Source organism: Reyranella sp. (assembly GCF_965279625.1).
In the GTDB taxonomy this organism is placed as follows: domain Bacteria; phylum Pseudomonadota; class Alphaproteobacteria; order Reyranellales; family Reyranellaceae; genus Reyranella.
Window position 1 is genome coordinate 5,144,756 of record NZ_OZ257251.1, and the last position, 21,844, is coordinate 5,166,599.

General features: G+C 67.6%; 23 protein-coding genes. 15 read left to right on the forward strand and 8 right to left on the reverse strand.

From position 1 onward, the window contains the following. The first annotated feature begins 12 nt into the window (after positions 1-12). Together ACQY78_RS25005 and ACQY78_RS25010 are read left to right on the forward strand one after the other, a co-directional pair. Positions 13-540: a rhodanese family protein gene (locus ACQY78_RS25005; RefSeq protein WP_428680214.1), complete on the forward strand. Its 528-nt coding sequence runs from the start codon at positions 13-15 to the stop codon at positions 538-540. Further along, positions 540-1,331 (forward strand): sulfite exporter TauE/SafE family protein, encoded by a 792-nt coding sequence (locus ACQY78_RS25010; protein ID WP_428686492.1) that lies wholly within the window; start codon positions 540-542, stop codon positions 1,329-1,331. The genes ACQY78_RS25005 and ACQY78_RS25010 overlap by 1 nt, the downstream gene beginning before the upstream one ends. Here the strand turns inward: ACQY78_RS25010 and ACQY78_RS25015 are convergent, their stop codons facing one another. Continuing rightward, positions 1,332-3,617, reverse strand: a complete 2,286-nt coding sequence (locus ACQY78_RS25015; protein ID WP_428680217.1) for a xanthine dehydrogenase family protein molybdopterin-binding subunit — start codon at positions 3,615-3,617, stop codon at positions 1,332-1,334. Between the two features lie 127 nt (positions 3,618-3,744). On the opposite strand from ACQY78_RS25015, the gene ACQY78_RS25020 reads away from it, so the two are divergent. Next, positions 3,745-5,853: a hypothetical protein gene (locus tag ACQY78_RS25020; RefSeq protein WP_428680220.1), complete on the forward strand. Its 2,109-nt coding sequence runs from the start codon at positions 3,745-3,747 to the stop codon at positions 5,851-5,853. Between the two features lie 111 nt (positions 5,854-5,964). On the opposite strand, the gene ACQY78_RS25025 is transcribed toward ACQY78_RS25020, so the two are convergent. Further along, positions 5,965-7,008, reverse strand: a complete 1,044-nt coding sequence (locus ACQY78_RS25025; RefSeq protein ID WP_428680223.1) for a threonine aldolase family protein — start codon at positions 7,006-7,008, stop codon at positions 5,965-5,967. Between the two features lie 54 nt (positions 7,009-7,062). Here ACQY78_RS25025 and ACQY78_RS25030 point away from each other — a divergent pair, with 54 nt between their 5' ends. From ACQY78_RS25030 to ACQY78_RS25040, 3 genes are all read left to right on the forward strand, one after another. Beyond that, a complete protein-coding gene (locus ACQY78_RS25030) occupies positions 7,063-7,893 on the forward strand; it encodes an enoyl-CoA hydratase/isomerase family protein (RefSeq protein WP_428680225.1) in 831 nt (276 codons plus the stop codon). 106 nt (positions 7,894-7,999) lie between these two features. After that, on the forward strand, positions 8,000-8,365 hold the full coding sequence (locus ACQY78_RS25035) for a hypothetical protein (RefSeq protein WP_428680228.1): 366 nt from the start codon (positions 8,000-8,002) through the stop codon (positions 8,363-8,365). A gap of 343 nt (positions 8,366-8,708) precedes the next feature. Then, the gene (locus tag ACQY78_RS25040; RefSeq protein ID WP_428680230.1) at positions 8,709-9,320 is read left to right on the forward strand and encodes a hypothetical protein; all 612 of its coding nucleotides are present in this window, start codon (positions 8,709-8,711) and stop codon (positions 9,318-9,320) included. Here ACQY78_RS25040 and ACQY78_RS25045 read toward each other — a convergent pair. Beyond that, positions 9,317-10,336, reverse strand: a complete 1,020-nt coding sequence (locus ACQY78_RS25045; RefSeq protein WP_428680233.1) for an NADPH:quinone oxidoreductase family protein — start codon at positions 10,334-10,336, stop codon at positions 9,317-9,319. The two genes, ACQY78_RS25040 and ACQY78_RS25045, sit on opposite strands and share 4 nt — an antisense overlap. A gap of 118 nt (positions 10,337-10,454) precedes the next feature. Here ACQY78_RS25045 and ACQY78_RS25050 point away from each other — a divergent pair, with 118 nt between their 5' ends. Then, complete coding sequence (locus tag ACQY78_RS25050; protein ID WP_428680235.1) at positions 10,455-11,036, forward strand: TetR family transcriptional regulator C-terminal domain-containing protein; 582 nt, start codon at positions 10,455-10,457, stop codon at positions 11,034-11,036. 81 nt (positions 11,037-11,117) lie between these two features. Next, positions 11,118-11,825 (forward strand): SDR family oxidoreductase, encoded by a 708-nt coding sequence (locus ACQY78_RS25055; RefSeq protein WP_428680237.1) that lies wholly within the window; start codon positions 11,118-11,120, stop codon positions 11,823-11,825. Here ACQY78_RS25055 and ACQY78_RS25060 read toward each other — a convergent pair. Continuing rightward, positions 11,801-12,658: an enoyl-CoA hydratase-related protein gene (locus tag ACQY78_RS25060; protein WP_428680239.1), complete on the reverse strand. Its 858-nt coding sequence runs from the start codon at positions 12,656-12,658 to the stop codon at positions 11,801-11,803. The two genes, ACQY78_RS25055 and ACQY78_RS25060, sit on opposite strands and share 25 nt — an antisense overlap. Positions 12,659-12,774: 116 nt before the next feature. Here ACQY78_RS25060 and ACQY78_RS25065 point away from each other — a divergent pair, with 116 nt between their 5' ends. Continuing rightward, positions 12,775-13,566: an enoyl-CoA hydratase gene (locus ACQY78_RS25065; protein WP_298316167.1), complete on the forward strand. Its 792-nt coding sequence runs from the start codon at positions 12,775-12,777 to the stop codon at positions 13,564-13,566. A 3-nt stretch (positions 13,567-13,569) separates the two neighbouring features. Here ACQY78_RS25065 and ACQY78_RS25070 read toward each other — a convergent pair whose 3' ends face one another. Further along, positions 13,570-14,508 (reverse strand): branched-chain amino acid ABC transporter permease, encoded by a 939-nt coding sequence (locus ACQY78_RS25070; protein WP_428680242.1) that lies wholly within the window; start codon positions 14,506-14,508, stop codon positions 13,570-13,572. 43 nt (positions 14,509-14,551) lie between these two features. Between ACQY78_RS25070 and ACQY78_RS25075 the strand changes: the two genes are divergently transcribed. Beyond that, positions 14,552-15,301, forward strand: a complete 750-nt coding sequence (locus tag ACQY78_RS25075; protein WP_428680245.1) for a VOC family protein — start codon at positions 14,552-14,554, stop codon at positions 15,299-15,301. A gap of 30 nt (positions 15,302-15,331) precedes the next feature. After that, positions 15,332-15,727 carry a hypothetical protein gene (locus ACQY78_RS25080; protein ID WP_428680248.1) on the forward strand — a complete coding sequence of 132 codons (396 nt, stop codon included), beginning with the start codon at positions 15,332-15,334 and terminating at the stop codon, positions 15,725-15,727. A gap of 45 nt (positions 15,728-15,772) precedes the next feature. Here ACQY78_RS25080 and ACQY78_RS25085 read toward each other — a convergent pair whose 3' ends face one another. The 3 genes from ACQY78_RS25085 to ACQY78_RS25095 all read right to left on the reverse strand — a co-directional run bounded on the left by ACQY78_RS25085 (position 15,773) and on the right by ACQY78_RS25095 (position 18,793). Continuing rightward, a complete protein-coding gene (locus tag ACQY78_RS25085; protein WP_298316178.1) occupies positions 15,773-16,747 on the reverse strand; it encodes an NAD(P)H-dependent flavin oxidoreductase in 975 nt (324 codons plus the stop codon). Positions 16,748-16,847: 100 nt separating this feature from the next. Then, entirely contained in the window at positions 16,848-17,675 is an 828-nt protein-coding gene (locus ACQY78_RS25090) for an alpha/beta hydrolase (RefSeq protein ID WP_428680250.1), read from the reverse strand. Next, positions 17,672-18,793 (reverse strand): NAD(P)/FAD-dependent oxidoreductase, encoded by a 1,122-nt coding sequence (locus ACQY78_RS25095; protein WP_428680253.1) that lies wholly within the window; start codon positions 18,791-18,793, stop codon positions 17,672-17,674. The genes ACQY78_RS25090 and ACQY78_RS25095 overlap by 4 nt, the downstream gene beginning before the upstream one ends. Before the next feature lie 54 nt (positions 18,794-18,847). Between ACQY78_RS25095 and ACQY78_RS25100 the strand changes: the two genes are divergently transcribed. The 4 genes from ACQY78_RS25100 to ACQY78_RS25115 are packed head-to-tail and all read left to right on the forward strand — an operon-like array spanning position 18,848 to position 21,839. Beyond that, complete coding sequence (locus tag ACQY78_RS25100) at positions 18,848-19,609, forward strand: SDR family oxidoreductase (protein WP_428680255.1); 762 nt, start codon at positions 18,848-18,850, stop codon at positions 19,607-19,609. Then, positions 19,606-19,980, forward strand: a complete 375-nt coding sequence (locus ACQY78_RS25105) for a dihydroneopterin aldolase (protein ID WP_425064705.1) — start codon at positions 19,606-19,608, stop codon at positions 19,978-19,980. Before ACQY78_RS25100 ends, ACQY78_RS25105 begins: the two co-directional genes overlap by 4 nt. Positions 19,981-19,992: 12 nt before the next feature. Then, on the forward strand, positions 19,993-20,913 hold the full coding sequence (locus ACQY78_RS25110) for a DMT family transporter (protein WP_428680258.1): 921 nt from the start codon (positions 19,993-19,995) through the stop codon (positions 20,911-20,913). Beyond that, complete coding sequence (locus ACQY78_RS25115) at positions 20,910-21,839, forward strand: DMT family transporter (RefSeq protein WP_428680261.1); 930 nt, start codon at positions 20,910-20,912, stop codon at positions 21,837-21,839. The genes ACQY78_RS25110 and ACQY78_RS25115 overlap by 4 nt, the downstream gene beginning before the upstream one ends. Positions 21,840-21,844: the final 5 nt, after the last annotated feature.

A 21,844-nucleotide genomic window follows, 5' to 3' on the forward strand; every position in this document is an offset into this window, starting at 1 on the left:
AAAGGATCCATCATGTCCCTGCCCGTCATCGATGCCGCCCGGGCGCGGCAGCTCATCGCCGAAGGTGCAGTCCTGGTCGACGTACGCGAGGCTGATGAGAGGGCGCGCGAGCACATCCCCGGCACGCAGCATGCGCCGCTCTCCAGTCTGCGGAGTGTGGAAGCGCCCGGCGCGAAGGCGGTGATCTTCCATTGCCGTTCCGGCGCCCGCACCGGCGCCAACGCCACGCGCCTCGGTGAGGCGGCGGGATGCGAGGCCTATCTGCTAGAGGGCGGGCTCGAGGCGTGGAAACGCGCCGGGCTTCCGGTTTCGGCCGACCGGAGCCAGCCGATCGAGATCATGCGGCAGGTCCAGATCGTGGCCGGCAGCCTGGTGGTGCTGGGGGTGGTCCTCGGCCTCTGGATCGCGCCGCCGTTCCTTGCCGTCTCGGCCTTCGTCGGCGCCGGTCTCGTCTTCGCTGGCAGCACGGGCTGGTGCGGCATGGCCAAGCTGCTGGCCCTGATGCCGTGGAACCGGGCGGCACGGAAGGCGCTGGCGTGATGTTCGCCCCGGTCGCGGCGCTTGCCTCGGGCGGTATGGTCGGCCTTGTTCTCGGACTCATCGGGGGCGGCGGCTCGATCCTTGCCGTGCCGCTGCTTCTCTACGCCGTCGGCATGCCGTCGGCGCATGTGGCGATCGGCACCGCCGCCTTCGCCGTTGCCATCAATGCTGCGGCGGGCCTGGCGATGCATGCCCGCAAGGCGCCGATCCGCTGGCCCTGCGCGATCGTGTTCAGCCTCGCGGGTGTTGGCGGCGCCTTCGCCGGCGCCGCGCTCGGCAAGGCGATGGACGGGCAGAAGCTCGTCGCGCTGTTCGGTATCCTGATGATCGTCGTCGGCCTGCTGATGCTGCGCCCCAAGGACAAGGGTGGCAGCCAGTCGGCCTGGCTGACGCGCGAGAATGCGCGGCAGCTCCTGCCGCGTCTCTTGGTGCTCGGCGCGGGCGTCGGCCTGCTATCGGGCTTCTTCGGAATCGGCGGCGGCTTCCTGATCGTGCCCGGCCTGATCCTCGCCGCCGACATGAAGCTCGAGGAGGCGGCCAGTGCCTCACTCGTTGCGGTGACCGCCTTCGGCATCACCGCCGCCGGCAGCTATGCCTGGTCCGGGTTGGTCGACTGGCACGTGGCGGCGTTGCTGATCGCGGGCGGCGTGGCCGGAGCGTTGTTCGGCACGAAGGCCAATGCCGTACTGGGGCGGCGCAAGGGCGCGCTCACGAAGCTGTTCGCCCTGTTCGTGATCGCGGCCGGTCTCTATGTCGGCGGCCGCGGCCTCTTCGACCTGCTGCAGGCCTGATCAGCCCTTCGGCAGCGCCGCCCAGACCTTGGCGGCGGTCAGCGGCATGTCGATATGGCGGATGCCCAGCGGCCGCAGCGCGTCGAGCACGGCGTTGGCCAGCGCCGCCGGCGCGCCGTTGGTCGGCAACTCGCCGACGCCCTTGAAGCCCAGCATGTTGTTGGGCGAGGGCGTCGCGATCGTCTCGATCCCGAACGAGGGCACGTCGTCGGCCCGCGGCAGGGCGTAGTCCATCAGGGTGCCGGTGAGGAGCTGCCCACTCTCCTCGTCGTAAAGCGCCTCTTCCATCAGCGCGTTGCCGAGACCGTGCACGATGCCACCATGCATCTGGCCCGCGAGCAGGCGCGGATTCACGACCGGGCCGCAATCGGCGACGGCGAGGAAACGGTCGATGCGCGTTTCGCCGGTCTCGGGATCGACCTCGACCTCGCAGACCATGACGCCTGTGGGAAAGGAATCGATCCTGTCGGCGAACACGGCATCGCCGTCGAACGGCTTCCAGGCCGCCAGCTCGAACAGGCCGACCCGCCGGTCGGTGCCCACCACCTCGAAGGAGCCGTCGCGATAGGCGATGTCCGCGGGCGATGTCTCGAGCCGTTCGGCGGCGAGGTCCCGACCGCGCTCGATCAGTACGTCGGCCGCGCGCTTGAGCGTCGTGCCGCTGATGATGGTCGAGGAGGAGCCGCCGGTGCCGCCGCCGTGCGGGATGCTGCGCGTGTCGCCCTGCTGGATCTCGATTCGCTCGACCGGGACGCCGAGCGCTGCGGCCAGGATCTGGGCGAACACGGTCTCGTGGCCCTGGCCCTGGCTCTGCGTGCCGACCCGAGCGACCAGCCGGCCGGCCTCGGCATTCACCACGACATGCTCGTCGGCGATGCCGCCGGTGCCATGCAGGTGACAGGAGAGGCCCAGTCCACGCCGTTTGCCCGCGGCTTCGCTGGCCGCGCGCCGGGCCGCGAAGCCCGCTTCGTCGGCCGCCGACAGCGCCGTCTCGAACAGCCGGGTGCAATCGGCGGCGTCGTAGGTGTAGCCGCTCGCCGCCGCATACGGCATCTCGTCGGCGCGCAGCAGGTTGAGGCGTCGCAGCTCGACCGGCGTGCGGCCGGTCTCGTGCGCCGCGAGGTCGACCAGGCGCTCCAGCAGGAACAGTGCCTCGGGCTTGCCGGCGCCGCGAATGGCGTCGACTGGCACGGTGTTGCTGAAGACGCAGTCGAAGTCGATGCGGATCGCGGGAATGCGGTAGAGGCCGGAGATGACCTTGGCGAGTCCCGTGGTCGGGATGGTCGGGGCGAACATCGAGACATAGGCGCCGTAATTGGCCTGGGCATGCACGCGCAGGCCGATGAAGCGGCCCTCGGCGTCGAGCGCGAGATCGGCCGTGGCGACGAGGTCGCGAGCATGGCTGTCGGCCAGCGCGAGCTCGCTGCGCTCGCAGGTCCAGCGCAGGCCGCGGCCGAGCTTGCGCGTCGCCCAGGCGATCAAGGTCGATTCGGCATAGATCGGAAACTTCGGCCCGAAGCCGCCGCCGACATCCTCGGTGATCAGCCGCAGCTTTTCCTTTGGGACGTGAAGCACGCGCTCGCACATCAGCCGGTGCGGGATCTGCACGCCTTGGGACGAGAAGGTCACGGTGACGAGGTCTTCGGCCGCGTCGTAGCGCGACCAGGCGGCCCGCGTCTCCATGTAGTGCACGATCTGGCGCGGCGAGCGGATCGAGAGCGTGGTGACGTGCGCCGCCCGCGCAAACGCCGCCTCGGTCGCCGCACCGTCGCCCTTGCCCCAGCGGCACATCAGGTTGCCGGGCACATCGTCGTGTACGAGCGACGCATCGGGCGCCAGCGCCTGCGCCGCCGTCACGACGGCGGGCAGCTCCTCATAGTCGATCTGGAGAAGCTCGGCGGCATCGCGCGCCTGGTCGATCGTGCCGGCCACGATCATCGCCACGATGTCGCCGACATGGCGCACCTTGCCGACAGGCATCGGCAGATGCTCCGGCTCGCGATGGCGATTCCCGGCCTCGTCCTTGATCTCGCTGATGGCCGGCAGGTGACCGACCTTGTCGGCCACGAGATCCTGCGCCGTATAGATCGCCTCGACGCCGGGCGCTGCGAGCGCGGCCTCCGTATCGATGCCCAAGATCCGGGCATGCGCATGCGGTGAGCGCACGAACAGCACGGCAAGCGCATCGGCCGGCGCGGTATTGTCGGCATAGCGCCCGCGGCCGGTCAGGAAGCGCTGGTCTTCACGCCGCGTGATCGAATGACCGAGCCTCAGGGGAGCGTTCATCGGGCCTCGCCGGGACGGTACTTGGCAGGGCGCCGAACGAGCCAGTCTGCTGTAATCTTTGCCACCAAATGCACTCAGTCGTTGGTTAAAGATCATCATACACCGGTTCCGGCAACCAGCATCGACGATGAAATCTCGGGTTTGGATCAAGTCTGCCTTGGCTGCGGCCTGGGGAGTGCACTGCTTCGCTTCCCTCGGCCAAGCGCAATCGCCGGCCGCTGCGACGACCCTTGAGCGCACGACGCTTGGCCGCGCCGTTGAGTTGATCGACTCTCACCTCGACAAGGCGCAGCGCGAGACGAATGCCGACCTGAAGCGGCGGATGCAGGTCGAGGCCTATCTGGCGCTGCTGTTCCTGCCATCCAACCATCGCCAGTACGAGGCCGCCGACAGGCTGAGGGTGATCGACGAGGCGCTGGCCGAGAAAGCCGCATCGGGCGACCGCGAAGTCATCGAAGTCGGTTTGGGCTCGGCCAGGGGGCTGGCGGAGGGGCGCGATGACCTGCAGCGAATCTTCCTGCTCGACCGGCAATATGCCGGCCTCTCGTCCGGCGAGGGTGTCAACAAGCAGTACTTCCTTCAGCTCATGCGCGCGAACGATGCCGACGCCATGACCTGGTTCTTCCAGTCGATGCAGCCGGGCGTCGGCGAAGCGGCGGGCCTCGTCAATCGCAGCGTCGGCGTCGACTGGCTGTGTCAGCATGGCCATCGGGCCCTGGCACGGCAGGTGGCCACGCGCCTGACGGCGCCCGAACTCGACGCCGCGATGGGGCTGAGGCTGGCCGATCTCGGGGCCGCGACCGAGGCCGAGCAGCGCGCGGCCGGCAGCATGACCCAGACCACGCGCCGGGCGCCGGCGGGGCCGGAGATCCTGGCGCGTCTGGCCGTCGTGGCCAGCCGCCGCGGCGACAGCACCGAAGTCGAGCGTCTCGTTCGCAAGGTCATCGAGGCGGTCGAGCCGCGGCAACTGTCACCGGAGCGCCGCGTGTCGGTCGACTATGGCGATTGCGACTGGACGCTCGATCGTGACTTCGCGCGGCGTTGGCAGGCGCGCAGCGTCTACTGGCAGTCGGCCTTCAAGCTCACGTCGCAACCGGCCGCTGCGGCGGCGGGGCAGCCCTATCTCGTGGCTCTCGCGGAAGCGGTGGCGGGGGCGAGTGCCGGACCCCGGTCGGTGGAACTGGTCGAACAGTTGATCGCCATCTTCGACAAGAGCGCGCGCGAGAACGGCATCGATCTGACGAATGCTGCGATCCTCGCGGCCGATGCACAGACCGATGTCGCGCGTCGCAACAATGCGCCGACGCTCGCCTGGTACGGGGCGCGGCAATCGCTGATCCTCGCGCGCATGGCCGCAGGCGGGCCGATCGACGATGCGGCGGCCAATGCGCTCGGCCTCGACTGGGCCGTATCCTTCCTGGCGACCTATCCCCGGTCCGAGCTCGCCCGAAGGTTCGCCGACCTCGCCGCGCCCGAACGGCAGACCATGGATCGCATCAATCCCAAACTGCGGTCGCAACTCCAGCTCATCGCGCTGGTGCTCGAAGGCAATGCGGTCGATGCGCGGGCGCTCATGGAGGCAGAACCGGCCGCGATCGAGCTCGATGGCGGTCTCATCGTTCACATCATCGAGGCGCAGCAGAATGCCGGGCTGACGGCGCGGGCCGCGGCCGCGCTCGACGCCTATCTCCACGTCTCTCCGGGCAAGGATCTTCCGGCGCTCCGGCTCCTGCTGCTGCAGGGGCAGGTCGACAAGGCGAAGGCGATGCTGCGCGACTTCGTGGCCGGCAGCGCCGGCGCCTTCGGCGTCTCCGACATCTTCGTGGGCGTCATGCTGCTACGCGAGCAGGGCGACCGGACGGACGTCCCGACGCTGGTGGGTCTGCGGCAAGGCGTCGACGCGCAGGAAGCCAGCCGCCGCCTGGTCGAGGTGGCCGATGCGCTCGCCTGGGACGGAGCAGCGGCCGAGATCGAAGCGGCGGCCCGCCAGCTTCCGCGCGAGCTGGCGCAGCTGCCCGCCAAGGACGCCGCCTGCCTGCGCGACACGTTGCAGGGATTGCAGGCCGTCGCCCTGGCGCGGCGCGGCGAGCTGGAGGCCGGCCTCCGCCTGGTCGCCGGTCGCAGCCTCGACCAGCGCCAGTTCTGCTGGGTCGGCAAGGGCTATGACAGCAAGCCGATTTTCGACCTTCGCTTCCTGGTCCAGGAATGGGTCCGCCGCGGCTACGCCGCGCCATAACTCGTGATGATGCTCACGGGAGCGCGCAACTCCAGTTGCGCTCTCTTTTTGCAGCTTGGCGGTTCATGAGCGCCACTGGAGTGGCGCGCTCCAATGAAGAGTCATTTCATCTTAAGCCGCCAGCGCGTCGCTGATCACCTTCAGGGCGCTGTCGATGTCGGCCTTGTTGACGTCGAGATGGATGACGGCGCGGATGCGGTTGCCGGCGGCGGTGCCCATGCCGACGCCGCGCTCCTTGCAGGCCTCGACCAGCCTGGCCGGCGTCCAGCCGGGCTTGGTGACTTCGAAGAAGACGAGGTTGGTCTCCATGCGGGCCGCGTCGATCTTCAGACCCTTGATGTTGGCGATACCCTCCGAGAGATGGCGGGCATTGTCGTGGTCCTCGGCGAGGCGGTCCCAGTTGTGTTCGAGGGCATAGAGCGCGGCGGCGGCGATGATGCCGGACTGCCGCATCGAGCCGCCCAGCATCTGCTTCTGGCGCCACGCCTCGTGGATGAACTCCTTCGAGCCCGCCAGGCTGGCGCCGACCGGCGCGCCCAGGCCCTTGGTGTAGTCGAGCCACAGCGAGTCGACGCAGGCGGCGTAGTCGCTGGCCTTCGTTCCCGATTTGACGACCGCGTTGCAGAGGCGCGCGCCGTCCATGTGCAGGCTGAGGCCGGCGTCGCGCGCCACCTTGGTCACGCCTTGCATGGTGGCGAGCGGCCACACGGTGCCGCAGCCGCCGTTCGAGGTGTTCTCGATCGACACGAGGCGCGAGCGCGGCGCATTGCGACTGTTGGGATCGCGGATGGCTTCCTTTACCTGCTCGCCGGTGAAGACGCCTTGGGGGCCGTCGAGCATGCGGATCATGACACCGGCATTGGCGGCGGTGCCGCCCGACTCGGCGTTGATGATGTGCGCCGTGCGGTCGGCGATCACCTCGTCGCCCAGCCGGCAATGCACGCGGATGGCGATCTGGTTGCCCATGGTGCCGCTCGGCAGGAACACCGCGTCTTCCTTGCCGAGCAACTCGCACACCCGGTCGCGCAGGCGGTTGACGGTGGGGTCTTCCATCTTCTGCTCGTCGCCGACCTCGGCGTCGGCCATCGCCTTCCGCATGCCGGGGGAGGGCTTGGTCTTGGTGTCGCTGTAAAGGTCGATGAAACGGTTTTGCATGGCGTGATCTGATCTCCTGCGCCACCATAACGGCAATCGCCAGAAGGAGGAAACATGAGCCAGTTTGCGGCCGCACCCACAGCTTCGGTATTGCCGGAGGAGTTGCTCTACGCCGTCGACGGCGCGATCGCGACGGTCACGCTCAACGCGCCGCAGCGCATGAACACCATCTCCGGCCCGATGCTGAAGCAACTCACCGATGCGCTGGTCAAGGCGAACGAGGATCGCGCCGTGCGCGTGGTGATCCTGACGGGCACGGGCCGCGCCTTCTGTGCCGGGCTGAACCTCGAAGCGCAGAACAAGGGCACCGACAATCTGAGCGTCGGTTCGGGCGCCACGCCGACCAACATCGACCTGCGCAACACGCCGCCGCCCGTCCTGCACGCCATGGACAAGCCGGTGATCTGCGCCCTCAACGGATCCGCGGCCGGCTACGGGCTCGACCTGGCACTCGGCGCCGACATCCGGGTGATGGCGCAGTCGGCCAAGCTCGCCGCCTCCTATGCCAAGCGCGGCGTCCTGCCGGAATCCGGCGGCACCTGGTACCTGCCGCGCATGCTGGGGTGGGCGAAGGCCGCGGAGCTCATTTTCACCGGCCGGACCTTGACCGCCGCGCAATCGCTGGAGATCGGCCTGGTGAACAAGGTCGTGCCGGATGCCGACGTCATGGGCGCTGCCCGCGACCTGGCGCTGGAGATCGCCGCGAACGCGCCGCTCGCGATCCAGGCGGCCAAGCGGATGATGCGCATGGCGTGGAACGAACCGTTCAACGAGCATGTCCATCACGTCTTCCTGCAGCTCCTGCCGCTGATGCAGACCGACGACATGAAGGAGGGCATCAAGGCGTTCCTGGAGAAGCGCGAGCCGCACTTCACCGGCCGCTAGCGCTGCACGGGGACTGAAACCGTGGCGCCCTCAAAAGGGCGATTTTCCCGACGAGGGTGGCTACACTAGACGCTCGGAAAAACGCCCCCGATTGGAGCTACAGAGAATGATCAGGACCTTTGCCGCAACGACCGTGGCTCTCATGCTCGCCGCCGGGGCGGCGCAGGCGGAGCCGGTCGCCTACACCTGGACCGGCTACGGTGCGAACGTCCCGGGCAGCGGCAAATGCCCGACCTACAAGATGGCGATCGACATCACGGTCGATGGTGACATCGTGAAGGGGCGGTTCCAGCAGGACGGCCGGCCGGAGCGCACGTTCGAGACGACTCTCGGCAAGAACGGCGCTATCAAGACTGCGGCCATGGTCGGCGGCGGCGGCATGATGGACGTCATCGGCCAGATCAAGGACGGCGATTCGAAGATCAAGCTCGACGGCTACTGCGTCTTCGAAGGCAAGCTGACGAAGAAGTAGCATACGCGCGGCGCGCGACGCCGCGAGCCTCTCTGCATCCATCAGTCGTTGACAACGAACAGGTCGATGGTTTCCACTGGTTGAAAGATCGGGGGAGAAACTATCTATGGTAGTTGCGCGCGTTTTCGCGGGAGCGATTCTTGTCTGTGTTTTCGTTTCGGCCTGCGCCCAACCCCCTGTAACCCCCATACCGGACAGTACGCGAAGAACGATTACGTCGATTTCCGGCGACATTTCCGGGATCAAGAATTCGGACACGTCGCAGATCGGCGCGCGGGGCAGCGCCGAAGGCGGCCAGCGCGGCGCCGCTCAGGGCGTTGCCACGATGACAAGCGGCGGCAGCTTGCTCGGCTTGCTCCTGGCGCCGGTGGGCGCAGCGGTCGGCGGTGCGAAGGGCGCCTCTGAGGCTCAGTCGGAGGATGTGGTCGACACGACGCGCGCCGACCTTCGGCTTGCCATGCAGGACACCGATTTCGCCGAGGACCTGCGGGCGCGTCTGGCAGCCTCGACGATTGCCGGCGACATCATGGTCTCCAGCATGACGTCGGGAGCATCGACGGCTGCCCAGCAGAGCGCGAGTAGCGCCTCGGCCGGCGGCCCGCTGTCCCACATCATCGCCGTCGAGTACAAGCTCGCCATATTCCATCAGGCGCACGTCAACCCGAAGATCGCGCTGGTCGCGCAGGTGACGGCTCAGGTCCAGTCGCCCGATCGCAAGCAGATGTTGCACAAGGCGACCTGGACCTATTGCGGCCAGCCTTACGATTTCGTGCAGATGGCGGCGAACAACGCCGCCCTCCTGCGCGGACAGATCAACACCGCGGCCGCCGTATTGGCGGAGGCCATCCCCTACGACCTGTTCGTCAGCAAGGTGCCGCGATCCCTGAAGGGCTATTGCATGGACTTCACCGACCTGCCGAGCGGCACCGGCACCAAGGCGCCCGGCCTGATTTAGGCGGCCGCGCCGTCCATCACGATGGCCACGCGGCCGGTGACGCTGCGCTCGAGGAGCGCGCGCATCGCCTGCGCCGCCTCGGGAAGGGCGAAGGTCCGATCGACGTGCGGGTGGCAGAGCCCTTGTTCGCACCAGCCGCGGATGCGTTCGGCCAGCGCGAAGGTGCGCGGCGCTTCCTCGAAGCGCGCATCGTGCGGGCTCCAGCCGACATAGTAGCCGTAGTTGAAGCCCATCACGGCGAGGGTCTTGACCAGAAGGATATTGGCCGGGATCTGGGGAATTGTGCCGCTGGCGAAGCCGATGGGACAGATGCGGCCGCCCACGGCCATGCAGCGCAGGGATTGCGTGAAGACGTCGCCGCCCACCGGGTCGTAGACCCGGTCGACGCCGCGCCCGCCGGTGATCTTCAGCACCTCTTCGCGGAAGTCGGTCGCGTTGTAGTCGATCACGTGGTCGGCGCCGTGCGCCTTGGCGAATGCCGTCTTCCGCGGGCCGCCCGCGGTGGCGATCACCGTCGCGCCCAGGATCTTGCCGATCTCGACCGCGGCCATGCCGACACCGCCCGCCGCCGCATGGACCAGCAGGGTGTGGCCGGGTTGAACGTCCAGCGCCTCGGGCCAGGTCAGGGCGCCGGCTGACGTCGGGTAGGAGATGGCGAGCTGGATCGCCTCGACGAAGCCCACCGTGCTGGGCTTCGGAAAGACGTTGACCTCGTGCGCCACGACTTCCTCGGCCAGCCCGCCCCAGTCGAGAACGGCCACGACTTCGTCGCCAACCTTGACCCGCCTGCACGCGGGGTCGACTTCCGTAACCACACCCGACGCCTCGGTGCCGGGCGCGAAGGGGAAGGGCGGCCGCCGCTGGTACTTGCCCGCGATGACCAGGGTCGTGGCGAAACTGACCCCGGCCGCGCGGATCCGGATGCGCACCTGGCCGGGCTTCAGCGGCGCCGATTCGACCTCTTCCAGTCGCAAATCCTCAGGCCCGCCCCACTGGCGGCAGATCATAGCCCGCATGTTTCTCCTCGGCTCAGCTCGACCGGCGGGACCTTACGATCTGCAGTCGTCGATCGCAAAAGCCCGTCTGCGCATCGGCGCTCTTGAAATGGCAAGGTGACCGGTCATATCGAAAGTCATGGCACAGAAGACCAACGTCCGGGAACGGCTGCTCACCTCCGCGCTCGAGGCCCTGCACCAGAATGGCTTCAATGCCACCGGCGTTCAGGACATCACCGATGCCGCCAAGGTCCCCAAGGGATCGTTCTACAATCACTTCGAGAGCAAGGACGCGATCGGTGTCGAGGTGGTCGAGCGCTACGTCTCCAAGGGCGCGGAGCGGCGGCGGGCATTGGTCGGGGGACCGGGCGCACCGCTCGCCCGGCTGAAAGCCTATTTCAGGTCCCTCAACCAGCTCGGACCGGCGACCGGCTTCAGCCGGGGGTGCCTGCTCGGCAATTTCAGCGCCGAACTGTCGAGCCAGAGCCCCGGCATCAGGGGGGCCGTGGCGGGCGCGATGACCGATTGGACGAAGGACATTGCGCAGGTCGTGGCGGAGGCCCAGCAGGCGGGCAATGTGAGCCGGGACATCCCCGCCGCCACGCTGGCGGCTTTCCTGCTCAACGCCTGGGAAGGCGCGGTCCTGCGCTCTCGAGTGGACAAGAGCGCGGCGCCGCTCGACGCCTTCATGTCGGTCGCCTTCAACAAAATTCTGATCTGACGCAGGAAAACTCTCTCGAAGAGGCGTCGTGCCGTTCCCATAGTAAGACGACCGGTCATCTTGACCTTCTGGAGACGTATCGTGCAAATCAAGGACTCAGTTGCCCTCGTGACCGGCGCCAATCGCGGCCTGGGGCTTGCCCTCACCCAGGCGCTTCTCGCCGGCGGCGCCCGCAAGGTCTATGCGGCCGCCCGCGATCCCGCTTCGGTCAAGCAGCCGGGTGTCGAGCCGGTCCGGCTCGATGTGACCGACGCCGCAGAGGTCGCGGCCGCCGCGCGCGATCTCAGCGACGTCACCCTCGTGATCAACAATGCCGGCATCATCCGCGGTTCGGGGTTTCTCGGTGAGAAGGGTGTCGAGGCGGTGCGTGCGGAGTTAGAGACCAACTTCTTCGGACCGGTGCTCGTCAGCCGCGCCTTCGCACCGATCCTGGGTCGCAATGGCGGCGGCGCGATCGTGAACGTGCTGTCGGCACTGAGCTGGGTCGCGTTCCCGTCTTCCTCGACCTACTCCGCCTCCAAGGCGGCGGCCTGGGCGTTCAGCAACGGGTTGCGCAACGAGCTGCGCGGGCAGGGCACGCAGGTCCTTGCCCTGCATGTCGGCTATATGGATACCGACATGGTGCGCGAGGTCGCGGCGCCGAAGTCGAAGCCCGAGGATGTGGCACGGCAGGTGCTCGAGGCGCTCGAGGCCGGCAAGTCGGAAATCCTGGCCGACGAGGTCAGCCGCCGCGTCAAACAGAATCTGTCGGCCGAGCCCGGCGTCTACCTGCTGCCGCCGGCGGGCTGAACCCAGGGCCCGAAGGGCGGCATGTCCTTCGAGGGCTTCAGGGGAAAGACGGGCGCGCGCTTCTCGAAGAACGACTTGATGCCTTCCTGCGCATCGGCGCCGGCCGCGAGATGGCCGACGCACTGCAGGTCGAGCGTCACCGCATCGAGCGGATCCTGCGCGCCCCACATGCTCCACATCAGCCGCCGGTTGACCGCCGCCGCCACGGCGGAGGAGGTCGCGGCGGCGAACTTCGCGGCCAGCGCCTGCGCCGCGGGCAGCAGTTCCTCCGGCGCATGGACGGACCGGACGAGGCCACCCTTCAGCGCCTCGTCCGCGCCGAACAGTTCGGCGGTCATGACCCATTCCTGCGCCTGCTGCATGCCCACGAGGCGGGGCAGGAACCAGCAGCTCCCGGCCTCCATCGCCATGCCGCGCTTGTTGAAGACGAAGCCGATGCGCGCCGTGCTCGACATGATGCGGATGTCCATCGGCAGGCACATGGTGATGCCGACCCCGACGGCGGCGCCGTTGATCGCCGCCACGATGGGCTTCAGGCAATTGAAGATGGCGAGCGTGATGGAGTCGCTGGCCTCGCGCTTCTGCGGCTTGCTGCCGTCGTTCCAGACCTGGAAGGCGGCGGTGCCGCCCGAGATGTCCGCGCCGGCGCAGAAGGCGCGGCCGGCTCCGGTGACGACGATGGCGCGCACCTCGTCCATCGCGTTCACGCGCTGGAAGAAATCGATCAACTCGCGGCTCATCGTGGTCGAGAAGGCGTTGAGCTTGTCGGGCCGGTTGAGCGTCACGGTCATCACGCCGCCGTTCAGCTCCGTCTGCAGGGTCTCGTAGGCCATGGTCAGAATCCCTCCCGGTTTGGTTCCGCCCAGCAAGACGGAATGTCGTTGCGTGGCTCATTGGTTTGGGAAACATTCGCCGCAACACCCGCCAACCGCAATCCCGGAGGAAGTCTATGTCCCACCTGATCAAGACCGTCGAAGACGGCGTCATGAAGATCGTGCTCAACCGTCCCGAGGCCATGAACGCGCTGAGCCGCGACATGATGCAGGCCCTATCCGACTCGCTCGAGGAAGCGGCGGGCAATCGCGCCATCGGCTGTGTCGTGGTGCGCGGCGCGGGCGACAAGGCCTTCTGTGCTGGTGGCGACGTGAAGTCGATGGCGGCGGGCCGCGACCAGGAAAAGACCTACGAGGACAAGGTCCACGACATCCGCGAGCGCATGAAGGTCTCCGAGCTGCTGCACGAGATGGGCAAGCCGACGATCGCCATGGTGAACGGCGTGGCGGCCGGCGCCGGCCTGTCGCTCGCCCTCGCCGCCGACATGCGCTTCGCCGGCAAGAGCGCGCGCATGACGACCGCTTTCGCCAAGGTCGGTTTCTCCGGCGATTTCGGCTCGCACTATTTCCTGCACAAGCTGGTCGGCACGTCCAAGGCGCGCGAGCTCTACTTCACCGCCGAGATCCTGAACGCCGAGCAGATCGAGAAGCTCGGTCTCGCGACCCGCATCGTCGACGATGCCAATCTCGATGCCGAGACGATGGCCTTCGCCAAGAAGCTGGCCGCCGGCCCGCGCGTCGCCTGGTGGCACGCCAAGAAGAACATGAAGGTCGCGGAAGAGGGCACCCTCTCCGAGGCGCTCGACAGCGAGGCCGCGCGCATGATCCGCACCGGCGAGACGGAAGATCACAAGGAAGCGGCGCGCGCCTTCGTCGAGAAGCGCGCCCCCAATTTCAAAGGCCTCTAGACTTCAAGGGCCTCTGAGCTTCAGCCGGACGGCGAGGCGGGCCAGCGCGCCCGCCACGCCGTCGGGCATCGCCACCATGGCGGCGATCAGCAGCACGCCGTAGAGCAGGGCGGAGTAGCCCTTGCCCAGCCCCGCGGTCACGTCGGGGAAGAACTGCAGGAAGAGCCCGCCCAGGATCGCGCCGCCGGCCGAGTGCATGCCGCCGATCACGAGGCCGAACAGCATCTGGACCGACAGCGCGAAATTGTAGCTGCTCGGTCCCACGAATCCGAACTGCCAGGCCGACAGGCAGCCGGCGACGGCGAGATAGGCCCCGGCGATCCCGGAGGCCGCGGCGCGCGCCTGCGCCACCCGGATGCCCTGGGCAGTCGCCGCGAAATCGTGATCGCGCGCGGCCTTCAGCGCGCGGCCGGCGCGGCTGTGGATCAGATTGTGTGCCAGCCAGATACCGGCGCCCAGGATTGTGAGCGCCATCAGGAAGGCCCAGCGATCGTTGCTGAGCAGGTCGCTGGGCGGCGTCGGGAAGTCGAGATAGAGGCCCTGCACGCCGCCAGTCCAGTGCTCGATCGGCCGCCAGCGCAACAGTTGCGGGAAGGCGATGACGACGGCATAGGTGACGAGGGCCTGCGTCCAGAGCGTATGGGATCCGGCGACCCGGCCGACGCCATAGCCCGCAGCGAAGCCCAGGAGCGGGGCGAGGGCGAGGCCGGCATAGGGCGAGAACGGCGTGTGGGCCGCCAGCATCGCAGCACCATAGCCGCCGATGCCAAACAGCGCCGCCTGGGCGAGCGAGAACTGCCCGCTCACCCCGCACAGGATCACGAGACCCATCAGCGCGATCGACCAGATCGCCGCCTGCGTGAAGCGGAAGACGACGAAATCCGGGAAGCAGAACGAGAGCGCGGCCGCCGCGACGAAGCCCATGGTCCATACGGTCCGCATGGCGTTACGATAGACCACACAACGAAGGAATGGGAGCGAAGCGATGAGATTGAGGCAATGCGTCTTCGTCTGCAAAGACCTGGAAAGCTCCACCGAGGAGCTGTGCGACATTCTCGGCATCGAGGTCGCCTATCGCGATCCCGGCGTCGCCAAGTGGGGCCTGGCCAACGTCGTCTGCCCGACCGGCAACGATTTCCTCGAGATCGTGTCGCCCTTCAAGGACGGCACGTCGGCCGGCCGCTACATCGAGCGCCGACACGGCGATGGCGGCTACATGGTGATCCTGCAGGTGCCCGATGCGGTGGCCGAGCGCCAGCGCGTCACCTCGCTCGGCGTCCGTGCCGTGGCGGAGAAGGACCTGCCGGAATATCAGTATACCCACTTCCATCCCTCGGACACGAGCGGCGTGCTGCTGTCGCTCGACACGACCTTTGCGCCTCCGGGCATCGATCCCGCTTTGTGGTGGCCGCCCGCGGAGAAGGACTGGACCAAGCATGCGCGCTCGGACGTCACCAACGGTCTCGCAGGCGTGGAGATCCAGCATGACGATCCCGACGGCGCCGCCGCCTCCTGGTCGCGCATCCTCGACCGGCCGGCGGTCGACAACATCATCCGGCTCGACGGCTCGCAGATCCGCTTCGTGCCGATCGTCGATGGCCGCGGACCGGGCGTGTCGGCCTACGACGTGACCGTCGTGGATCGCGAGCGTGTGCTGGCCGCGGCCGAGAAGCGCGGCCGCCGGCACGGCGTCGGTCAGGTCGAGGTCTGCGGCTGCCGCATCAATCTCGTCTGAGGGGGCGAGTTCAGGCATAGAAGCAGGATCGTGCTGCGCATCCGACCCTTCGTCATGGGCCACCTTGTTGCCGCTCTTCTCGTGGGAACGGGGGCGGGCGCTTTCCTGGCGGCCGAGGCCATGCTGATCGGTGGCCTCGGAATGCTGGCCGGCGCGGTCGTGAGTTCGTTCGTTTGCCAGTGGAAACCCGGCGTCGAGGCGCCAGCCTGGCAGCTCTGGGCGGTCGCCGTCCTCGCCAACCCGGTCTTTCTGGCCGCGCTCGTCTTCATGGCCCTCGACTGGCAATGCGTCGTGGGCGTCCAGCGCGGGTGGGGCTGCCTCGTCGCGGCGATGGCCATCATCGCCGCGAGCCTGTGTTTCCTGCCGCCGCTCGGCGGCTTGCTGTGGCGAAGCTGGAAGCGCTACCGCGCGCGACCGCGGTCATAGGAGCGCGCAACTCGAGTTGCGCGCTCCCTTGATTGCGCCGCCGAGCTAGGCCGCGAGCGACTTGGCGAGGCGGCCGCGGATCATCTCCTCGGCTTCGCTGACGATACGTTCGACCAGCTCCTTGCAGGAGGGGATGTCGTTGATCAGGCCCATGCAGGTGCCGGCCGACCAGATGCCGTGTTCCATGTCGCCGGTTTCGTAGACCACCTTGCCCTTGGCGCCGGCGACGATCGGGCCGATTTCCTGGATGGTCTTGCCTTCGCCTTCCATCTCGATGGTCTTCTTGGCGATGCTGTTGCCGTAGACGCGGCTGGTGTTGCGCATGGTGCGCAGGATCAGCGACGTGCTGCGCTCGTCGGAGGAGACGATCTTCTCCTTCACGTTCTGATGGATCGGCGCTTCCTTAGTGGCCATGAAGCGGGTGCCCATGTTGATGCCCTCGCAGCCCAGCGCCAGCGCCGCCACGAGGCCGCGCGCGTCGGCGAAGCCGCCGGAGGCGATCATCGGGATCTTGATGACATTGGCGGCGGCCGGCAGCAGCACGAGGTTCGGCACGTCGTCCTCGCCCGGGTGGCCGGCGCACTCGAAACCGTCCATCGAGATCGCATCGACGCCGGCCTTCTCGGCCGAGAGACCGTGCCGGACCGCGGTGCACTTGTGGATCACCTTGACGCCCGCTTCCTTGAGCTTGGGCATGAAGGGCTTGGGATTGTTGCCGGCGGTCTCGACGATCTTGATGCCGGAATCGATGATGGCGTCGATGTATTCGCCATAGGGGCGCGGCACGAGCGTCGGCAGGATGGTGAGGTTCACGCCGAACGGCTGGTCCGTCATCTCGCGGCAGCGCTTGATCTCCTTGCGCAGATCCTCGGGCGTCGGCTGGGTGAGGCCGGTGAGGATGCCGAGCGCGCCCGCGTTGGACACGGCCGAGGCAAGTTCGGCGCGGCCGACCCACTGCATGCCGCCCTGTACGATCGGGTGCTTGATGCCGAACATCTCGGTGAAGCGCGTCTTGATCATCTTGCCGTTCCCCCTTGGGTGATTTCCCAAGCATTAGCGAACCGGAACGGCCGGGGCCAGTCCACGGATCGCACCGTGGACATGCCGTCCGCGATGCGGATCAAGTGCGGTCGATGAAGGAGATCGTGTCGTCCAGGGAGGGGGCGCGCTTGCGCAGCAGCTCCGAGAAGGAGCCGACGATGTCGATATGGTCGACCTCGGGATAGAGCTTCAGTTCCGCCTTGCCGCCCGCCTTGCGCCAAGCCGCGGCCAGCCGTTCGCTGTTGAAGGGTTTGACCGTCGTGTCGGCGGTGCCGTGCAGCAGCAGGAGCGGCGGCAGCGGCGCGCGGGCATATTCGATCGGCTGCGTCTCGCGGCGATCACCGCCGAAGATCTCCCTCAAGCGGCGCGAGGTAAGAGGCAGGAAATCGTAGGGACCGGCGATGCCGATCCCGCCCGGCAGTTTCATGCGGTCGACACCGGCGGCGGCCAGATAGGGCGTGTTGGCAACCAGCATGATCGCGATGTAGGCGCCCGCCGAATGCCCGGTGACGAAAAGCTTATCGATGCCGACCTTGCTTGCCGCCCAGGCCGTCGCCGCCGCGCCATCGTCGAGGAAGGCGGGATAGCGAACCTCAGGATAGACGCGGTAGTCGGGAATGATAGTCGTGATGCCGCGTGCGGCCAGCGCCTGGCCGACGAAGAGATAGTCGCCCTTGGCGCCGGAATCCCATGAACCGCCGTAAAAGAAGATCACCGCCTTGCCGTCGGCACGCGGCTGCTCCGGCGTGTAGACGTCGAGGTTCTGGCGGGGAAGGCTGCCGTAGGGGATGTCGGCGTCGAGCTTGTAGCCCGAGCGCGCAACGGTGGTGTTCAGGAGCGCCGCGGGAGAGCAGCCACCCAGCAGGCCGAAAACGCTGGCAAGGAGGCCTCGGCGCGCCAAAGTCATGCAGAAACGGCGAGATCGCGCACCTGCTCGGCGAGCGCCAGCGAGGCGGTGAGGCCGGGCGATTCGATGCCGAACAGGTTGATGAGGCCCGGCACGCCATGGTCGGCAGGCCCCGTGATGGTGAAGTCCTGCGCCGGCGCGCCCTGCGGCACGATCTTCGGCCGGATGCCGGCGTAGCCCGGCTGCAGTGAGCCGTCCTTGATTCCGGGCCAGTACTTGCGCACGGCAGCATAGAACTTGTCGGCGCGATGCGGATCGACCGTGTACTCGATGCCGTCGATCCACTCGACGTCGGGCCCGAACTTCGCCTGGCCGCCCATGTCCACGGTGATGTGCACGCCCAGCCCGCCCGGCACCGGGACGGGGTAGATGAGGCGGGAGAAGGGGGAACGGCCGGTCAAGGTGAAGTAGTTTCCTTTGGCGTAGTACGCGGTCGGAATATGCCCGGATGGCATCCCGACGATTTTTTTTGCAAGCGTCGGCGCATGAAGGCCCGCCGAATTGATCAGCAGCTTGCAACGCAGGTTCATCGGCTCGGTTCCGCCGACTTCGATTTCGACGCCGCCCTCGACGACGCGGCCTGCTTTCACCGGACTGTTGAAGGCGAACATCGCCCCGTGCGCTTCGGCGTCGCCCTGCAGCGCCAGCATGTAGGAATGGCTGTCGACGATGCCGGTGCTGGGCGAGAACAGGGCGGCCGTGCACTGGAGATTCGGCTCCATCGCCATCGCCTCGGTGGCACTGAGGAAGCGCATGCCCTCGACGCCGTTCGCTTCCGCACGGCCCTTGATCTCGGCGAGCTTCTCGCTCTCCACCTCGTTGGTCGCGACGATCAGCTTGCCGCAATTGAGATGCGGCACGCCGTGGTCCTTGCAATAGGCATACAGCATGCGCCGGCCGGCGACGCAGGCCCGCGCCATCAGGCTGCCCTTGGGATAGTAGATCCCGGCGTGGATGACCTCGGAGTTGCGCGAGCTGGTTTCGGTGCCGATGGCGTCGGCAGCCTCCACGACGATGACCTCGCGGCCGGCCAGGGCGAGCGCGCGGGCGACGGCAAGGCCGACAACACCTGCGCCAATGACAACGCAGTCGACAGTTTCGAACGGGGACGAATTCATGGTCGCATGCTAGAACCGCCGCCTCTTTCAGTCACCAAGGGCGGGTGTCGCATCATGAAAGGCGCGTTGGTTACGGGGGCGGGATTAAGGATCGGCCGTGCCCTGGCGCTCGCGCTGGCGGCCGACGGATTCTTCGTCTTCGTGCACTACAAGGCCTCGGCAGCCGGGGCGAAAGAGACCGTCGCGACGATCCACGAGGCGGGCGGGAAGGCGGTCGCCGTGCGCGCCGACCTCGCCTCGGCGCGGCAGGCCGAAGCGTTGGTGGGCAAGTGTCGGGCGCGCGGCGTGCGGCTCACCTGCCTGGTCAACAGCGCCTCGCTGTTCAAGCTCGACCGGGCGCCGACGGCGACGGCCGCCGATTTCGACCTGCACATGGCGATCAACCTCAGGGCGCCAATGCTGCTTGCCCAGGCGCTGGCGCGGCAGCTGCCGGCAGACGAGACGGGCCTCGTCGTGAACGTGCTCGACCAGAAGCTCTACAACCTCAATCCCGACTTTCTCACCTACACCCTCTCCAAGATCGGTCTGCAGGGGCTGACGACCTTGCTGGCGCAATCCTTCGCGCCGCGGCTGCGGGTGGCGGGCATCGCGCCGGGCCTGACCCTGCGCAGCGGCAGCCAGACGGATTCGCGCTTCGCCGAACAGCATGCCGCCAATCCGCTCGGGGTGGGGGTGACGGTCGACGATCTCGTCCGCGCGCTCCGCTTCATCGTGGCCACGCCGAGCTACACCGGCGATACGCTCCTCGTCGACGGCGGCGAGCACCTGATCGGCCGTCCGCGCGACATCGCCTTCGACATGAAGAAGAAGAAATGACCATGGTCACCTCCGAGCGCCGCATTTTCATCCGCGACATGCGGCTGCCGGTGTCGATCGGCATCTATGACTTCGAACTGGCCAAGCCGCAGGCCGTGGTCATCAACGTCGAACTTCTCCTGGCGACCCCCGACCGCGCGCACGACGACAGCATCGCCAACGTGTTGAACTACGACCTGATCCATGACGGCATCGCCGGGCTCGCGGCGAGCCGCCACTTCAACCTCCAGGAGACGCTGGTCGAGGGCATCCTCGATCTGTGCCTGGCCCAGCCCCAGGTCGTCGAGGCGCGCGTCTCGACCGAGAAGCCCGACGTCTACAAGGATTGCCGGGTCGGCTACGAGGCGGTCCGCCGTCGCGCTACGGGCTGAGCGGCACGCTTGATGCCGCCCTCCGTCGGCGCGTTGCGGCGCGCCAGCCTGGTCCTGCTGCTCGCCGCGTTGATCTGGGGATCGATGATTCCGGTCCTGGCAGCGCTGGCCGAGCACTACGACAACTGGCTGCTGTCCTGGTCGCGCTACGTCCTGGGGCTGCCCGTTCTCTGGCTGGCCGTGCTGCTGAGCCGAAAGCCGGCGGCGCCGCCGCGACCGCTCGACTGGGGGCGGTTGCTGAAGCTCGGGACCGCCATGACGGCCTTCTCGGTGCTCTACACGTTCGGCGTGGCACACGCCCATCCGGCGACCTCGGCGATCGTGCTGATGTGCGGTCCGATCTGGGCGACGTTGCTGGCGCGCGCGATGCTGGGCTCGACCACGCCGCCCGGCTTCGCGATCACGCTGCTGCTGGTGGTGGCCGGCGGCATCGTCGTCGTGCTTGGCACGCCCGGCCGTGCCGCGGGCTCCTTCGGTCTGGAGGGCGGGGAGGGGCTGCTGGTGATCGCCCAGCTCTGCTGGAGCTGGTACTCGATCCGCGCCCAGCAATGGCTGTCGGACCGTGGCCAGATCGCCCTTTCGGCGCTGACCTCGACGGTGGCCAGCGTGCTGCTGGGCGTGGTCTGCGCCGTCGTCTGGGCGCTGGGCGGCCTCGTCTGGCCGACGCGGCCCCCGACGCCGACCGAGTGGGGCATGGTGGCCTGGATCGGCGTCCTGGGCGTCGCTGCTGCAGTCCTGCTGTGGAACACCGGCGTCTCGCTGGTGGGCGTACCCGTCGCCTCGTTGTTCGCCAACTCCGCGCCGATTTTCGCCATCGGCCTTGCCGCCCTGATGGGACGGGAGCCGAGCTGGCTGCAGGTCGCGGGCGGTGTCATCGTGCTGGCCGGCATCGCCCAGCTCCAGATCCGCCAGACGCGGGCGGCGCGGCAATGACGAAGGTTCCGCGAGTCGATCGGCACCACATGCTGGGCGCCTTCGCGGCTATGCTTTTCGTGGGCGTGAGCTGGGGTGCCAACGTTCCCGTCTCCAAGGTCATGCTCCAGCACTTCGACGTGGTGCCCATGCTCACCATCCGCACTCTGGCGGCGGTGGCGACGCTTGGGGTGCTGCTGGTGCTGGCGGAGGGCGTCCGGAACCTGCGGATCGAGATCGGCCTCAAGCGCTTCCTGCTGATCGGCCTGATGATGAGCGGGTTCTTCACGATCTTCCTGGTGGGCATCCGGTTCAGCAATCCGATCTCGGCGGCCGCGGTCCAGGTGGCTGGGCCGCTGGTCGCCGCGGTCACCGTACGTCTGGTGACGGGTGCGCGATTCGATCCGGGGTTCGGCGTGGCGCTGGCGCTGACCCTGACGGGAGGCGCCATTCTGGCGGCCGGCAGCCTGTTCGGTCGGGGCGCGCTGACCCTGGGCGGCGGCGAGATCATCGTGCTGCTCTCCAACGCGCTCTGGACGCTCTACAGCCTGAAGGCGCAGGCTTGGTTCGACCGGGCGAGCCAGCTGCACCGGGCGTATGTCGCGTCGCTGTCGGCCCTGGGCTGGATGGTGGCGCTCACCCTGGTGTTGATCGGTCTGGGCTGGGCCAACTCGCCCTTCGCGGTGACCGACGGCTGGGTGTGGAGCCAGCTTCTGCTCGTCGCCGTCTTCTCGAGCGGTGTGGGCGCCTATCTCTGGAATGTCGGCGCGAGCCGGCTGGGGGTTGCAATTGCGTCCCTCTGGGTCAATCTCGTGCCGTTTTTCGCCGTATTATGGTCAATGACCTATGGCTTTATTCCCAACGCCTACCAGATCGCCGGTGGGCTCGTCGCCCTGAGCGGCGTCGTCTACATGCAATGGCGAAGGCTACAAACGACAAAACGATAAGACAG